The organism is Brevundimonas sp. (assembly GCF_035627475.1).
Taxonomy (GTDB): domain Bacteria; phylum Pseudomonadota; class Alphaproteobacteria; order Caulobacterales; family Caulobacteraceae; genus Brevundimonas.
This window is the reverse complement of the sequence record NZ_DASPLR010000033.1, coordinates 1-14,401: the sequence shown is the minus strand read 5'-3', so window position 1 is coordinate 14,401 and position 14,401 is coordinate 1. Positions and strand designations below refer to the sequence as shown.

The following is a 14,401-nucleotide window of genomic DNA, read 5'->3' as shown; positions in this document are numbered from 1 at the left end:
AACCTCCCGGACCCCCGCACGCTCCCCCAACGAGCCCGTATGTCGGGCGACCTACACAAGGCCACCACTGACAGTCTGCCATGACCGCGCGTATCCTGATCATTGAAGACGAGGCCCTCGTGGCCATGGAACTGCGCTTCGTCCTCGAAGACCTGGGGCATGACGTGGTGGCGACGGTGGCCGACGCGCGCTCGGCGCGCGAGGTCGCGCGGGAGACGGATGTCGACCTGGCTCTCGTGGACATTCACCTGTCCGACGGGCCGACCGGCGTGGCCCTGGGCCGGGAGTTGGGTCAGGACCTCGGCGTTTCGGTGCTGTTCATGACCGCCAACCCCGGCATGGTGCGCAACGGCGTCGCGGGTACGATCGGCGTGCTGTCCAAGCCGACTGACGAATATGCGGTGCAGAAGGCGGTCGACTACGCCCTGCGCCGCCGGTCTGGCGCGCCGGTGCTGTACGCTCCGCCGGAACTGCAGCTGTTCGGCTGAGGCCTACCAGACGCCGATCTTCTCGGCTTCCTTGTGCGAAATCGGATGGTGGGCGCGGGCATGGTCCTCCTCGGCGAGGAAGCGCACCGCCTCCAGCGCGGCCATACAGCCCATGCCCGCCGCCGTGACCGCCTGTCGGTAGATGTCGTCGGTCACGTCGCCCGCGGCCCACACGCCCTCGATGGCCGTCGCGGCCGTGCCCGGCTTGACCACCAGATAGCCGCCCTGCTTGGTCTCCAGCTGGCCGGCGAACAGTTCGGACGAAGGCGCGTGGCCGATGGCGATAAACACCCCGTCGGCCCTGATCTCGCGCGTCTCCCCGGTCTTGACGTTCTTCACCCGCGCGCCGGTGACGTTGACGCCGCCGAAGTCATTGGTCTCACCAAGAATCTCATCGATGGCGTTATCCCAGACGACCTCGACCTTGGGGTTGGCGAACAGCCGGTCTTGCAGGATGCGCTCGGCGCGGAACTCGTCGCGGCGGTGCACGACCGTCACCTTCGAGGCGAAATTGGTCAGGAACAACGCCTCCTCGACGGCGGTGTTGCCGCCGCCGACCACGATCACGTCCTTGCCGCGATAGAAGAAGCCGTCGCAGGTGGCGCACGCCGAGACGCCGAAGCCCTGGTATTTCGCCTCGCTCTCCAGCCCCAGCCACTTGGCCTGGGCCCCGGTCGAGATGATCACCGTCTCGGCCAGCAGCTCCGTCCCGCTGTCGAGCGTCAGCCGGAACGGCCGCTGCGACAGGTCGGCCTTGACCACGATGTCCTCGATCACCTCGGTCCCGACGTGCTCGGCCTGGGCGCGCATCTGCTCCATCAGCCAGGGTCCCTGGATGACGTCCTTGAAGCCGGGATAGTTCTCGACGTCGGTGGTGATGGTCAGCTGGCCGCCGGGCTGCAGACCGGCGATGACGACGGGGCTCAGCAGGGCCCGGGCGGCGTAGATGGCGGCGGTCCAGCCGGCGGGGCCGGATCCGATGATGGCGACGCGGATCTGCCGGGGGGCGGGGCTCGAGGTGCTCATGGCCTCTATTTAGGCGCTGATTCCGTCTCGCGCGATGCTAGGTTCAATCCATTCACAGCCGCGGCAGGAGGAATCCCGTGGAAGGACGCAGCCATCTCGGCATCGGCATCGCTCTGGGCGTGGCCATCGGGGCCGCCATCGGCATCGCCATGGATCAACTGGCCATCGGGATCGGCGCCGGCATCGGCATCGGCCTGGCGCTTGGCATCGCCATGGACGCGGGCGGCAAACGCCGCGACCGACGTTCAGACGGCGAAGGCTCCGGTGCGAACGACGGCCATGGCCGGGCCGCCGATGATGGCGCCTCAGACGGCGGCGGCGGAGACGGAGGCGGGGGCGACTAGCGCGCCGCCATTCGTTCCAGCACCACGCGCGCCGCCCGTTCGGTCTCGTTCAGCGGTTCGTAGCTCCAGGATCGCAGCGTTCCGTCGAACGGCCGGGCCGCGCCGCGATCGCGCAGATCCTCGTGCAGGCGGGCGAACTTGCCGCCGGTCTTGAGCGGGATCATCGGCAGCACATGCACCGGCTTGCCGGTCGAGGCCGCCTCGGCGGCCATGTTCGCGCTGTCCTCGGTGACAAGCACATGGTCGGCGAAATGCAGGAAGGCGAAGTAGGGATTCGGCCCGCTTCCGTCCCAGATCATGCCCGGCAGGTTCGTGAGCCGCGCCCTCATCACCAGTTTCGCCGCTTCGGGCGTGCGGCGGGAGAAGGTCAGCATCAGCGAACCTCCGGCCACGGCGATGGCGTCCGCGATCCGGTCGGCTAATTCCGCGGCGTGTCCTTCGGTCAGGTCGAACGCCGCCGACCGGCCGCCCACGAGCACGGCCACGCGGGGGCGGGGCAGGGGGGACAGGGCCGCCCCGAAGTCTGCTGCGCCCTCGGCCAGCCGCGCCGCCGTCACCCGATGGGGCGAGCCGGTGATCGACAGCACGTTCGCCCCGGCCGTGCCGTCGTGCGCCGGGGCCACCACGAGGTCGTAGGCGTCCATCTTCCAGCGCGGATCCTGGGTCTGGACCACGAAGGTCCGGCCGCCCGAGCGGCGTCGCACGGCGGCGGACAACGGCAGGGTGGCCCGCCCGGTGGCGATCCACAGGTCGGGCCAGACTTCGCCGGGTCCCGGGAATACGGTGTCGGACGCAGGGTCCAGCATCCACGGCGCCTTCAGCGCCGAGGGCAGCTTGTCGAAGGCCTTGCGCCAGCGGATGCGCCTGACCGCGATATCGGCTGTGGCAAGCCGCTGCACCGCCTCGGCCAGGCCCAGCGCCTGGTTCTCGATGCCGGCGCGCCCGTCCGAGACAACCAGGATGGACAGCGGAGCGGTCACGCCGGGTCGGTGCGCGCGATCCAGCACAGGGCCTCGACCTTGTTGCCGTCCGGGTCGCGCAGGAAGGCGGCGTAATAGCCGGGCGCATACTCGGGCCGCTGGCCGGGCGCGCCGTCATCGGACCCGCCGGCGGCCAATCCGGCCGCATGGAACGCCTGGACCGTCGCGGCGTCGGGCGCATTGAAGCACACGTGGGTTCCGTTACCCGTGACGGCCGGCCGTCCGTCATGTGGCAGGGTGGCCCAGAACTCGGGGAAGCGACGGCCATAGCCGATGCCGGCGCTGTGCTCCATGATCCGGCGGGCCCCCAGGGGCGCGAGAACGGCGTCATAGAAGACGCCCGCCCGGGACACGTCCGTGACGCCCACCGAAACGTGCGACACCAGAGGCGGGCGCGTTCCGGTGGCGTCGGTCATCGGACTATTTCCACTCGACCTTGAGAATTTCGTAGGCCTTGACGCCGCCGGGCGTGTTGACCTCGACCACGTCGCCGACCTCCTTGGAGATCATCGAACGCGCGATCGGCGAGGTGACGGAGATCTTGCCGGCCTTCACGTCGGCCTCGTGCTCGCCGACGATCTGGTAGCGGCCCTCTTCTTCGGTGTCCTCGTCGACCACCGTGACCGTGGCCCCGAATTTCACCTGGTTGCCGCTCAGTTTCGACACATCGATGACCTGGGCGCGGCTGATCTTGTCCTCGATCTCGGCGATCTGGCCTTCGATCCAGCCCTGGCGCTCCTTGGCGGCGTGATACTCGGCATTTTCGGACAGGTCGCCGTGTTCGCGCGCCTCCGAAATGGCCGCGATGACGCTCGGCCTCTCGACCGACTTCAATTGCTTCAACTGATCGTCGAGGGCACGGTAGCCCTCGGCCGTCATCGGCACTTTTTCCATATGTCGTGAGTTTCTTGGCTAGCCCGACTGACGAACTTACTCGGCACAGAGGTCGCTGGGCGCACGCGACCGGCCCAAGAGGGTAGGGCGCCCAGCGTCCGGGTTCAAGGCCCCCTCAGACGGAGCCCGATGCGGTCCGGTCCCGGGAACGGTCGCGGACCTGCCGTACGAGGCTCCAGGCCAGCCAGCCTATGGCGCCGAGGCCGGCGGCCATGAACAGGCTGGACAGGAGCAGGATTCCCGCCGCCATGAAGGCGAGTACGAACGCCACGGCGGCGGCCAGGGCGGCGATGACTTGAATGGTTCTCAGGCGCATGGCCCGTTAACGTTTCGCCCCTGCCGGAGTTGCTGTCCGGTTCCGGACACTGGACCCGTTTCGTACGAGTGTGTCCCCGGCGCCGACCGGGTCAGGCGTAGCTGTACGGCCCGCCCCGCTCCAGCGCCCTCTGATAGGCCGGGCGGGCATGGATCCGTTCCAGGAAGGCCTTCAGCCGCGGCTTGTCGGAGCCGTAGCCGAAGCGGCTCCCGGCCGCCTCCACCGGGAAGCTCATCATGATGTCGGCGGCCGAGAAGACGTCGCCCGCGAACCACTCCGATCGCGCCAGTTCGGCCTCCCAGTACGCGGTATGGGCCGCGATCTGCGGGTCGATCATCCGCGCGTTCATGCCGCGGCTGATGCCGTTGGCCACGGGCCGGATCAGCAGCGGAACCCGCTTCGGAACCTGGCTGAAGATCAGCTTGAGCAGCAGCGGCGTCATCGCCGAGCCCTCGGCATAGTGCAGCCAGTAGGTGAACCGTCGGCCCTCCGCAGTGGCCCGCGCCGGCCGCAGGGCCGAGCCGCCGTGCGTGTCCAGCAGGTATTCGACGATCGCTCCGGTCTCGGCCACACGCACCTCGCCGTCATCGAGGACCGGCGATTTGCCCAGGGGATGGATCGCCTTCAGTTCCGGTGGCGCGAGCATCGTCTGCGGGTCACGCTGGTACCGCTTCACCTCATAGGCGGCCCCCAGCTCTTCCAGCAGCCATAGCACCCGCTGGGAACGGGAGTCGTTCAGATGATGGACGGTGATCATGGCCGTGGCTCCGCTTGCCCGGCGCAGTTAGCGATGTTGACACCGCGTCGGTCCAGAGGAATTCAGTCGCGTGCCGGAACCCGCACAACGCGGCTCAGTGGCGACACGCCGTTGGCCGCGAAGGCCTCCACCGCGAACCAGTAGTCGACGCCGGTGTTCAGGGCCCGCACCTCCAGCCGGTCTCCCATCTCGCGCAGGTCGTCGCCATAGACCTGGTAGGTCAGGAACAGCCTGTCAGGGGCCGTGCCCCAGCGGAGGTTGTAGCCCAGCGCCCCGGACACCGGCGCGATGTGGACGGTGGCGTTCCTCTGGTCGCGGCCGCGCTCCACCCGGACTTCCGTCGGCCGTTCGGGCGGCACGCCGTCGGCGGTCCCGAACACGCGAAGGTCCGAGATGGCCAGATGCGCCGCGGCGACCTCGCCGTGCTCATAGCGGATATAGCGCGCGTCCACGGGCCGCTCGCCCTCGACATAGGCGTTGGGCCGATCCCGTTCCGAATCGGACAGGTCGGCGAACACCCGCCAATCGCTGCCGTCTCTCGACCACAGGATGCGGAACCGGGTGCGGATGTCCGGCCGCTCGGCATAGATGCCTGACCGGTAGTCGGCGTAGTTGACCTGGACGGCATGGACCCGCTTCAGCCCACCGAGGTCGAGCGTCAGCGTCTCGCCCGCCCGGTTGGCCCCGGCCACCCAGAAGGTGCGCGGGTTTTCGTCCGTGGCCCGGTCGGCGGTGAACTCCCCCTCGGTCGACGAGGCCACGGCCTCCGCCTTGTAGGACAGCGGGAACCAGCCGGTGAACAGGCTGTCCGGGTCGTCCACCTTCCCCGTCGGCATGCGCTGCGGATAGTCGCCGAACCGGCTGGAGAAATGCATCTGACCGTCGGGCGTGAAGCCGCCCGGAAACATCGCGATACGCCGTTCGAAGGTCCAGTTGTGCCCGATCCACGGCGTGCCGGTGTTCCACCAGTTGCCGTACCGGTCCTGGAAGGTCGAGCCGTGGCCGGCCCCCTCGACGAAGCCGCCGGGCTTGTAGCTCACGGGGTTGTAGGGCGCGTATTCGAACGGCCCGAGCGGGCTGGACGCCACCCAGGTCCCGTTGGCGTAGGCGTTGTATTCCGTGCCGGGCGCGCCGTACTGCAGATAGTACCGCCCGCCGTGCTTCGTCATCCACGCCCCTTCCATATAGGGCTTGATGGCCGTGCCGTCGGGCAGCGTCCCCGAATGATCCTGCCCGAACCGCTCCCAGCCGTGCTCGTCCGGATGCAGCACGTGCAGCGCCACCGGCTCGCCGACGAAGCGCACCGGCGGCGTCGGATCGATCTCCGCCCCGTAGATCGGATAGACGTTCGACGATCCCCAGTAGAGATACCATTTCCCGTCGTCGTCGATGAACAGGTCCGGGTCCCATGGCCCCGGAGGCAGCTTGCCCTCAGGCAGTCCGGCGTCGCCGTGGGCGCCTTCCTCGTTGCGGCTGACCGCGCCCGGCACGGGCGGCAGCACCCGCGTGTGCCACTCCCAACGCCCCGTTTCGGGATGCTCGCTGACCAGCAGGGGCCGCGGCTCGAACGCCGACTGCATCAGATACAGCCTCTCGCCGTCCGAGACCGCCGCCGGCGCCACGTTCGACTCGAACGGCCATTTGTCCGGCTGCACATAGGTCCAGTCGAGCAGGTTTTCGCTCGTCCAGTAGCCGTCGGCCAAGGTTTGGAACAGGAAGTAGCGGTCGCGGTGCAAGACGATGACCGGGTCGGCCCCGGTGCGGTAGCTGATCCCCCGGTGCGTCTGCTCGAAATTGTACTTGTAATCGACGTCGATTGGGTTGGCCCAGGTGCGGGGCCGGGCCTCCTGGGCGGCGGCGGGGACGGTCAGAAGGGCGACGGCGAGAGTGATCGGCAGGGTCGGGCGCATGGCGCCACGCTAGCATGCGCCTCGGCCTGTTGAGTTCACGAGCAGTTTCGCCCAGACCTGAGCCATGACCGCCCCCGAGCCCGCCGCAACCGAACCCCGCCTGACGTCACTCGCCCACGGCGGCGGCTGCGGCTGCAAGATCGCGCCTGCGGTGCTGCAGGACATCCTCAGGGGCATGCCCCAGGCGGAGCCTTTCGCCAATTTGCTGGTCGGGACGGAGACCTCGGACGACGCCGCCGTCTGGCGTCTCAACGACCAGCAGGCGCTGGTGGCCACCACCGACTTCTTCATGCCGGTGGTCGACGACCCCTTCGACTTCGGCCAGATCGCCGCTACCAACGCCCTCAGCGACGTCTACGCCATGGGCGGGACGCCGATCTTCGCCCTCGCCATCGTCGGCATGCCGGTCAACGTCCTGTCGACCAACACCATCGGCCGCATCCTGCAGGGCGGGGCCGCCGCCTGCGCCGCCGCGGGCGTCCCCGTCGCGGGCGGCCATTCGATCGACAGCGTCGAGCCGATCTACGGCCTCGTCGCCCTCGGCCTCGTCCATCCCGACCAGGTCCTGACCAACCGGGGCGCGCGGCCGGGCGACGTCCTGCTGCTGACCAAGCCGCTCGGCGTCGGCGTGCTCAGCGCCGCCCTCAAGCAGGATCGCCTCGGCAAGGACGGATACCGGACCCTCCTCGACACGACGACCCGGCTGAACACCCTTGGCGCCAGGCTGGCCGGCCGCGCCGGGGTCCACGCGGTCACCGACGTCACCGGCTTCGGCCTGCTGGGGCACGCGCTGGAGATGGCCCGCGGGGCCGGGGCCATGGTCGAGATCACCGCCCGCCCGCCGACCCTCCCGGATGTGGTCGAACTGCTGGAGGCCGGCGTCCGCACCGGCGCCTCGACCCGCAACTGGGCCAGCTACGGCGCTGAGGTCGACCTGCCGGCCGGCCTTGAAGACTGGCGCCGCGACCTGCTCACCGACCCGCAGACCTCCGGCGGCCTGCTGATCGCCGTGGCCGGGGCCGAGGCCGACGCGCTTGTGGCCCTCGCCCGGGTAGAGGGCGTCTCCGCCGTCCCCGTCGGCCGCGTCGTCGACGGCCCGCCCAGGGTTCGCGTCGTCTCATGATCCGCCGCGCCGCCGACCTGTCGCCCGCCGCCCGGGACGGTTTCGACGCCATCATCGACGTGCGCAGCCCGGCCGAATTCGCCCTCGACCATATCCCCGGCGCGATCAACCTTCCCGTGCTGGACGACGCCCAGCGCGCCGCGGTCGGAACCGAATACGTCCAGCGGTCGAAATTCCTCGCCCGCCGCCACGGCGCGGCCCTCGTGGCGCGAAACATCGCCGACCACCTCCAAGGCGCCCTGGGCGACCGCGACGGCTCCTTCCGGCCGCTGGTCTACTGCTGGCGCGGCGGCCAGCGCTCGGGGGCCATGGTCACCGTCATGGACCAGGTCGGCTGGCCTGTTACCGTGCTGGAGGGCGGCTACCAGACCTGGCGGCGTCAGGTGAAGGCGGGCCTCTACGACGCGCCCCTCGAGCACCGGCTGATCCTGCTGGACGGCCCGACCGGCGCCGGCAAGACGGCCCTGCTCGGCGCCCTGTCGCCACGCGGTGTCCAGACCCTGGACCTTGAGGCCCTCGCCGCCCATCGCGGCTCCCTGTTCGGGGCCATGCCGGGCGGCCAGCCGTCGCAGAAGGCCTTCGAGACCCGGCTGCATGACGCCCTGTCCCGCCTCGACCCCGCCCGCCCGGTGCTGGTCGAGGCCGAGAGCTCGAAGATCGGCGCCCGGGTCATTCCGCCCTCGCTCTGGGCCGCCATGTCCGCCGCGCCCGTCGTCCGGCTGGAATCACCGGTCGAGGTCCGCGCCGCGCGCACCGTCCGCGACTATGCGGAGATCGCCGCCGACCCCGCCGCTCTCGACACCGCCCTGACCCGCCTGCCGCGCCATCTGAGCAAGGAAATGGTCGCGGGGTGGCGGGCCCTTGCCGCAGCCGGGGAGATCGAGGTCCTGGCTTCCGAACTGATCGTCCACCACTACGACCCGGCCTACCGGCGGCAGGGCCAGACGTGTGCGCGACCGGAGTTGGCCGTCGTCGCCTTGGGCTCGCTCGCCGACGCCGCCCTCGCAGGGGCCGCCGAGCAGGTGGCCGCCGTCGTGGACGCCCTCACAACCCGCTGAAGACGACGGCCGTGATCGCCGCCGAGGCGACTACCCACGACAGCGCCAGCGTCTTCCACCCCAGCCCCAGCCGGCGACTGCCGACCACCAGCAGCACAGACAGTCCGAGCGTCACAGCCACGGGCAGGGCCCATGTGCCGAGCCCGAAATGCTGGCTGATCCGTGCCTCGTCGTTCGGGTTCCAAAAGCTGATCACCGTGGCCATGAAGCGCATGAATGCGGCCCAGAACAGAAACACCCAAGCCGCCGCGCTGCGCCGCGCCTGCACCAGCGCCAGGGCGACCAGCCCCTGCGCTATGGTCAGCGTCGGGCCTGCCGCGGTGATGATCAGCATGTCGGTGGCGCCAACGGCATCCCGGGCGCCGGCCTGGTTGAGGCTGAAATACCCCTCGTGCCCCAGCGTCACGGCCGCCAGCCAGTGGCCGCCCTCGTGCAGGGCGAAGGTGAGGAAGCCGGCGACGAAGACCAGGGCGTAGAAGCCCACGCCCGTGCGCATCCGTTGCATCCGCCCCTCCCGCCATGTCCAGCGGCACAGCTTGCGACACCGCCGCGGGCCGGTCGAGTTAAGGATCGTTCACGGCGAGGCACGCGACGGATGGTAAAACGCCCCGGCGGCGCCTAGCTTCGCCCGATGGCCGCCTCCCGACTCCGTTCCGCCCTGATGTCCCTCAGCCTGTGGGTGCTCGTCGCCCTGCTGGCCGGCCTTTTCGCGGGGGCCGCGGCCCAGGCCTGGGGCCTGCCAGGGGGGGCGGGGACCGCCGACCTCATCGGCGCGGTCGGAACCCTTTGGCTCAACGCCCTGAAGATGACCATCATCCCGTTGGTCTTCAGCCTGCTGGTGACCGGCATCGCCTCGATCGCCGACGCGGCGGCGACCGGGCGGCTGGCGCTGAAGGCGCTGATGGTCTTCGCCATCCTGCTGCTGGGCTCGACCGTCTACGCCATCTTCGCCTCCGAGACCCTGCATCTGCTGTGGCCGATCGATCCGGCGGGCGCCGCCGTCCTGCTGGCCGGCGCGCCCGACGCCTCGGTGGTGCTTGAGAGCGCGGCCGGGGGCGGCATGGCGACCTTCCTCGCCAACCTCGCGCCCGCCAATCCGGTCAAGGCCGCCGCCGACGACGCCATCCTGGGCATCGTGGTCTTCGCCATTGCGTTCGGTTTCGCCGTCACCCGGCTGGGGCCCAGCCGCCGCGCCCCGCTGGTGGAGTTCTTCGAGGCGGTGTCCGAAACCATGATCACCATTGTCCACTGGGTGCTGCTGGTCGCCCCGGTCGGGGTCTTCGCCCTGTCGATGGGCGTGGGACTGAACGCCGGCCTCGGCGCCCTCGGGACCCTGGGCCACTACGTCGCCATGGTGGTGCTGGCCCAGGTCGGCCTCATCGTCCTGATCTACGCCGTCGCCGTGCCCTGGGGGCGTATCGGCCTCGCCCGGTTCGCCCAGGGGATCATCCCGGCCCAGGTGGTCGCCTTCTCGACCCAGTCGTCCCTCGCCAGCCTGCCCGCCATGGTCGAGCAGGCCCGCACCGCCCTCGGCGTCTCCACCGCGACGGCGGGTCTGGTCCTGCCGCTGGCGGTGGCGGTGTTCCGCATCACCAGCCCGGTCGCCAACCTCGCCGTGGTCTTCTACGTCGCCCATCTGCACGGGGTCGATCTCGGACCTGCCGCCTGGATCGCCGGCGGACTGACCGCCATCGCCATCTCCATCGGCTCGGTCGGCCTGCCCGGGCAGGTCAGCTTCTTCGTCTCCATCGCACCCATCTGCCTGGCCATGGGCGTGCCGATCCAGGTCCTGCCCCTGCTGCTGGCGGTCGAGGTGATCCCCGATATCTTCCGCACCATCGGCAACGTCACCGCCGATCTCGCGGCGGCGCGGATCGTGGAGGGGCGGGACGCGGTGGCCGAGCAGGATCCGACTGCGGGGATCCAGGACACCGGCGCATCAGCCTGACTGTTCCGCATCCCCGCCCGCCGGACGGATCGAAATAGCCACCAGCCGGTCAGCCGTGCGCATAGTCCTGGATCGGCCGCACATCCAGGTCGCCGGCCTTTATGGCGCCGATGGCCTGCGACGCCGCCAGCGCCCCCGCAGTGGTGGTGTAGTAGGGGATCTTCATCATCAGGGCCGTCCGTCGGAGGCTGAAGCTGTCCTGCAGGGACTGCTTGCCCTCGGTCGTATTGATGACCAGCTGGACCTCACCGTTCTTCATCGCATCGACGATGTGCGGACGGCCTTCCAGCACCTTCCTGACCAGCCCGACCTCAAGGCCCTGACCCGTCAGATAGGCATGGGTCCCGGCGGTGGCGATGACCGAGAAGCCCTCGGCGATCAACGTCTTCACCGCGTCGACGATGAAGGGCTTGTCGCCCTCCTTGACCGAGACGAAGGCGCAGCCGGCCACCGGCAGGATCGTTCCACCGCCGATCTGGCTCTTGGCGAAGGCGCGGGCGAAGGCGGGGGCCATGCCGGTCTCGCCGTCGCGCTTCCAGTCCAGGCCCATGACTTCGCCGGTCGAGCGCATCTCGGGGCCCAGCACCGTATCGACGCCCGCGAAGCGGGCGAACGGGAAGACGGCTTCCTTGACCGCGATATGGTCATAGGGCTTGTCGGTCAGGCCGAAGGATTTCAGCGGCACGCCGGCCATCACCTTGGCCGCGATCGAAGCGATCGGCTGGCCGATGGTCTTGGCCACGAAGGGGGCGGTGCGGCTGGCGCGCGGATTGACCTCGAGCACGAAGATGCGCGGCTCGGCGGAGTGCGGCTCCTCGATGGCGAACTGCACGTTCATCAGGCCGCGCACCTTCAGCGCCCGGGCCATGGCCTCGGTCTGGCGTTTCAGCTCGGCGACCGTTTCGGCCGACAGCGAGTAGGGCGGCATCGAACAGGCGCTGTCGCCCGAGTGCACTCCGGCCTCCTCGATGTGCTCCAGAACGCCGGCGACGAACACGGTCTCGTCGTCGCACAGCGCGTCGACGTCGACCTCTGTGGCCCGGTTCAGATAGTGGTCGATCAGCACCGGATCGTCGCCCGACACGCGCATGGCCTCGTGGACGTAGCGGTCCAGCTGCTCGCGGTCGTGGACGATCATCATGCCACGGCCGCCCAGCACGTAGGAGGGACGCAGCACAACGGGATAGCCGACCTCTTCAGCTTTCTGCGCGGCCTCCGCGGCGCTGCGGGCCAGACCGTTCGGCGGCTGCATCAGGCCGATGTCCTGCAGCATGTGCTGGAACCGCTCGCGGTCCTCGGCCAGGTCGATGGAATCGACGCTAGTGCCCAGGATCGGCACCCCGTCCTCCTGCAGCGCATGGGCCAGCTTCAGCGGCGTCTGGCCGCCGAACTGGACCACCACCCCGATCAGATGGCCCTTCGAGCGTTCGACCTCGATCAGCTCCAGCACGTCCTCGGCGGTCAGCGGCTCGAAATACAGCCGGTCCGAGGTGTCGTAGTCGGTCGAGACCGTCTCGGGGTTGCAGTTGACCATGATCGACTCGACGCCGATGTCATCGAAGGCGAAGGCCGCGTGGCAGCAGCAGTAATCGAACTCGATGCCTTGCCCGATCCGGTTCGGCCCGCCGCCGAGGATGATCGCCTTCCTGCGGTCGCCCGGATCGGATTCGCACGCCGGAACCTGGCCCAGGGCCCCCATCTCATAGGTCGAATACATATAGGCGGTGGCCGAGGCGAACTCGGCGGCGCAGGTGTCGATCCGCTTGAACACGGGGCGGACGTCGAGGGCGCGGCGCGCCTTGCGGACGGCGGCTTCGCTCTGGCCGGTCAGCTGACCAAGACGCGCGTCCGAGAAGCCCTTGGCCTTCAGCTTGCGGAAGTCGGCGGCGGTGGTCGGCAGGCCCTGCACGACGACGTGGCCTTCAGTGCGCACGATGTCGGCGATCTGGCGAAGGAACCACGGCTCGTACGAGCAGGCGGCGTTCACCTCCTCGACTGACAGACCATGCCGGAAGGCTTGGGCGATCACCCGGATGCGATCCGGCGTAGGCTCGCCCAGCGCCCGGACGACGGCCGCGCGCACGGACGCCTCGTCGTCGACCTCCAGCACGCCGTCGATCTCGATCTCGTTGAAGCCGGTCAGACCGGTCTCCAGCCCGCGCAGGGCCTTCTGCATCGACTCCTGGAAGGTCCGGCCGATAGCCATGACCTCGCCCACCGACTTCATCGAGGTCGACAGGGTCGCCTCGGCGCCGGGGTATTTCTCGAACGCGAAGCGCGGGATCTTGGTGACGACGTAGTCGATGCTCGGCTCGAACGAGGCCGGCGTCACCTGGGTGATGTCGTTCTGCAGCTCGTCCAGGGTGTAGCCGACCGCCAGCCGGGCCGCGACCTTGGCGATCGGGAAGCCGGTGGCCTTCGACGCCAGCGCAGAGGACCGCGACACGCGCGGGTTCATCTCGATCACGACCATGCGGCCGTCGGCGGGATTGATCGCCCACTGCACGTTCGATCCGCCGGTCTCGACGCCGATCTCGCGCAGCACGTTGATCGAGCCGGTCCGCATGCGCTGATATTCCTTGTCGGTCAGCGTCAGGGCGGGGGCGACGGTGATGGAGTCGCCGGTGTGCACCCCCATCGGGTCGATATTCTCGATGGAGCAAATGATGATGCAGTTGTCCGCCTTGTCGCGGACGACCTCCATCTCGTACTCCTTCCAGCCCAGCACCGACTCCTCGATCAGCACCTCGGTGGTCGGCGACAGGTCGAGACCGCGCTCGACGATCTCCTTGAATTCCTCGACATTGTAGGCGATCCCGCCGCCGGTGCCGGCGAGGGTGAAGCTCGGCCGGATGATCGCCGGCAGGCCGACGAACTCCAGCGCGTCGTCGGCCTCGTCGATGTGGTGGATGGCCTTGGACCGCGGGCTCTCGAGGCCCAGCTTGTCCATGGCGTCGCGGAATTTCTGGCGGTCCTCGGCCTTGTCGATGACGTCGGCGCGGGCCCCGATCATCTCGACGCCCCACTTCTTCAGCGCGCCGCTCGCATCCAGCGCCAGGGCCGTGTTCAGCGCGGTCTGCCCGCCCATGGTCGGCAAGAGGGCGTCCGGCCGCTCCTTCGCGATGATGCGCTCGACGAACTCCGGTGTGATCGGCTCGATATAGGTCGCGTCGGCCACCTCCGGGTCGGTCATGATCGTCGCCGGGTTCGAGTTCACCAGGATCACCCGGTAGCCCTCGGCACGCAGCGCCTTGCAGGCCTGCGCGCCCGAGTAATCGAACTCCGCCGCCTGTCCGATCACGATCGGCCCCGCCCCGATCAGGAGGATGCTCTTGATGTCAGTTCTTTTTGGCATCTGCCATCATGGCCGCGAAGCGGTCGAACAGGTATCCGATGTCATGCGGGCCGGGGCTCGCTTCCGGCGCGAAGACGATGAAGATGAAATTCGGCCACCACGGCGCGAACCATCCGGTGAAGGACCTCGAATCCGGCAAGGTCGTGATCACGAGCCAGAACCACGGCTTCGCCGTCGATCCGTCCTCGCTCGGCACCAATTT

14 protein-coding genes and 1 pseudogene are annotated in these 14,401 nt (G+C 69.1%); 6 read left to right on the top strand and 9 right to left on the bottom strand.

The genetic code is table 11. The annotated features are described in order from the left end of the window. Positions 1-80 precede the first annotated feature (80 nt). Complete coding sequence (locus VEA62_RS09095; RefSeq protein ID WP_324820764.1) at positions 81-488, top strand: response regulator; 408 nt, start codon at positions 81-83, stop codon at positions 486-488. 3 nt (positions 489-491) lie between these two features. Here VEA62_RS09095 and trxB read toward each other — a convergent pair whose 3' ends face one another. After that, the gene (gene trxB / locus VEA62_RS09090; RefSeq protein ID WP_324820762.1) at positions 492-1,514 is read right to left on the bottom strand and encodes a thioredoxin-disulfide reductase; all 1,023 of its coding nucleotides are present in this window, start codon (positions 1,512-1,514) and stop codon (positions 492-494) included. Positions 1,515-1,591: 77 nt separating this feature from the next. Here trxB and VEA62_RS09085 point away from each other — a divergent pair, with 77 nt between their 5' ends. Beyond that, the gene (locus VEA62_RS09085; protein ID WP_324820760.1) at positions 1,592-1,858 is read left to right on the top strand and encodes a hypothetical protein; all 267 of its coding nucleotides are present in this window, start codon (positions 1,592-1,594) and stop codon (positions 1,856-1,858) included. Here the strand turns inward: VEA62_RS09085 and VEA62_RS09080 are convergent. The 6 genes from VEA62_RS09080 to VEA62_RS09055 all read right to left on the bottom strand — a co-directional run bounded on the left by VEA62_RS09080 (position 1,855) and on the right by VEA62_RS09055 (position 6,715). Continuing rightward, the gene (locus tag VEA62_RS09080; protein ID WP_324820758.1) at positions 1,855-2,838 is read right to left on the bottom strand and encodes a mitochondrial fission ELM1 family protein; all 984 of its coding nucleotides are present in this window, start codon (positions 2,836-2,838) and stop codon (positions 1,855-1,857) included. The two genes, VEA62_RS09085 and VEA62_RS09080, sit on opposite strands and share 4 nt — an antisense overlap. After that, positions 2,835-3,254 (bottom strand): VOC family protein, encoded by a 420-nt coding sequence (locus VEA62_RS09075; protein WP_324820756.1) that lies wholly within the window; start codon positions 3,252-3,254, stop codon positions 2,835-2,837. The genes VEA62_RS09080 and VEA62_RS09075 overlap by 4 nt, the downstream gene beginning before the upstream one ends. Positions 3,255-3,258: 4 nt before the next feature. Beyond that, complete coding sequence (greA, locus tag VEA62_RS09070) at positions 3,259-3,732, bottom strand: transcription elongation factor GreA (RefSeq protein ID WP_324820754.1); 474 nt, start codon at positions 3,730-3,732, stop codon at positions 3,259-3,261. A gap of 115 nt (positions 3,733-3,847) precedes the next feature. Next, positions 3,848-4,048 (bottom strand): hypothetical protein, encoded by a 201-nt coding sequence (locus VEA62_RS09065; RefSeq protein WP_324820752.1) that lies wholly within the window; start codon positions 4,046-4,048, stop codon positions 3,848-3,850. 91 nt (positions 4,049-4,139) lie between these two features. Then, positions 4,140-4,805 (bottom strand): glutathione S-transferase, encoded by a 666-nt coding sequence (locus tag VEA62_RS09060; protein WP_324820750.1) that lies wholly within the window; start codon positions 4,803-4,805, stop codon positions 4,140-4,142. A gap of 62 nt (positions 4,806-4,867) precedes the next feature. After that, positions 4,868-6,715, bottom strand: coding sequence for a family 43 glycosylhydrolase (locus VEA62_RS09055; RefSeq protein WP_324820748.1), 1,848 nt, complete (start codon positions 6,713-6,715; stop codon positions 4,868-4,870). Between the two features lie 64 nt (positions 6,716-6,779). Here VEA62_RS09055 and selD point away from each other — a divergent pair, with 64 nt between their 5' ends. Further along, entirely contained in the window at positions 6,780-7,838 is a 1,059-nt protein-coding gene (selD, locus tag VEA62_RS09050; protein ID WP_324820746.1) for a selenide, water dikinase SelD, read from the top strand. Beyond that, the gene (gene mnmH, locus VEA62_RS09045) at positions 7,835-8,896 is read left to right on the top strand and encodes a tRNA 2-selenouridine(34) synthase MnmH (RefSeq protein WP_324820744.1); all 1,062 of its coding nucleotides are present in this window, start codon (positions 7,835-7,837) and stop codon (positions 8,894-8,896) included. Before selD ends, mnmH begins: the two co-directional genes overlap by 4 nt. Here the strand turns inward: mnmH and VEA62_RS09040 are convergent. After that, positions 8,883-9,401: a hypothetical protein gene (locus VEA62_RS09040; RefSeq protein WP_324820742.1), complete on the bottom strand. Its 519-nt coding sequence runs from the start codon at positions 9,399-9,401 to the stop codon at positions 8,883-8,885. The two genes, mnmH and VEA62_RS09040, sit on opposite strands and share 14 nt — an antisense overlap. Positions 9,402-9,527: 126 nt before the next feature. Here VEA62_RS09040 and VEA62_RS09035 point away from each other — a divergent pair, with 126 nt between their 5' ends. Next, positions 9,528-10,844 (top strand): dicarboxylate/amino acid:cation symporter, encoded by a 1,317-nt coding sequence (locus VEA62_RS09035; protein ID WP_324820740.1) that lies wholly within the window; start codon positions 9,528-9,530, stop codon positions 10,842-10,844. Between the two features lie 49 nt (positions 10,845-10,893). Here the strand turns inward: VEA62_RS09035 and carB are convergent, their stop codons facing one another. Beyond that, positions 10,894-14,199 carry a carbamoyl-phosphate synthase large subunit gene (carB, locus tag VEA62_RS09030; RefSeq protein WP_324820739.1) on the bottom strand — a complete coding sequence of 1,102 codons (3,306 nt, stop codon included), beginning with the start codon at positions 14,197-14,199 and terminating at the stop codon, positions 10,894-10,896. 56 nt (positions 14,200-14,255) lie between these two features. On the opposite strand from carB, the pseudogene VEA62_RS09025 reads away from it, so the two are divergent. Then, positions 14,256-14,401, top strand: a pseudogene (locus VEA62_RS09025) (glutamine amidotransferase-related protein); the annotation flags it as partial.

Bases quoted from the DNA above. Each gene is read 5' to 3' on its own strand.
- VEA62_RS09095 (WP_324820764.1), top strand. From the start codon at position 81: ATGACCGCGCGTATCCTGATCATTGAAGACGAGGCCCTCGTGGCCATG.
- trxB (WP_324820762.1), bottom strand. From the start codon at position 1,514: ATGAGCACCTCGAGCCCCGCCCCCCGGCAGATCCGCGTCGCCATCATC.
- VEA62_RS09075 (WP_324820756.1), bottom strand. From the start codon at position 3,254: ATGACCGACGCCACCGGAACGCGCCCGCCTCTGGTGTCGCACGTTTCG.
- greA (WP_324820754.1), bottom strand. From the start codon at position 3,732: ATGGAAAAAGTGCCGATGACGGCCGAGGGCTACCGTGCCCTCGACGAT.
- VEA62_RS09065 (WP_324820752.1), bottom strand. From the start codon at position 4,048: ATGCGCCTGAGAACCATTCAAGTCATCGCCGCCCTGGCCGCCGCCGTG.
- VEA62_RS09060 (WP_324820750.1), bottom strand. From the start codon at position 4,805: ATGATCACCGTCCATCATCTGAACGACTCCCGTTCCCAGCGGGTGCTA.
- VEA62_RS09055 (WP_324820748.1), bottom strand. From the start codon at position 6,715: ATGCGCCCGACCCTGCCGATCACTCTCGCCGTCGCCCTTCTGACCGTC.
- selD (WP_324820746.1), top strand. From the start codon at position 6,780: ATGACCGCCCCCGAGCCCGCCGCAACCGAACCCCGCCTGACGTCACTC.
- mnmH (WP_324820744.1), top strand. From the start codon at position 7,835: ATGATCCGCCGCGCCGCCGACCTGTCGCCCGCCGCCCGGGACGGTTTC.
- VEA62_RS09040 (WP_324820742.1), bottom strand. From the start codon at position 9,401: ATGCAACGGATGCGCACGGGCGTGGGCTTCTACGCCCTGGTCTTCGTC.
- VEA62_RS09035 (WP_324820740.1), top strand. From the start codon at position 9,528: ATGGCCGCCTCCCGACTCCGTTCCGCCCTGATGTCCCTCAGCCTGTGG.
- carB (WP_324820739.1), bottom strand. From the start codon at position 14,199: ATGCCAAAAAGAACTGACATCAAGAGCATCCTCCTGATCGGGGCGGGG.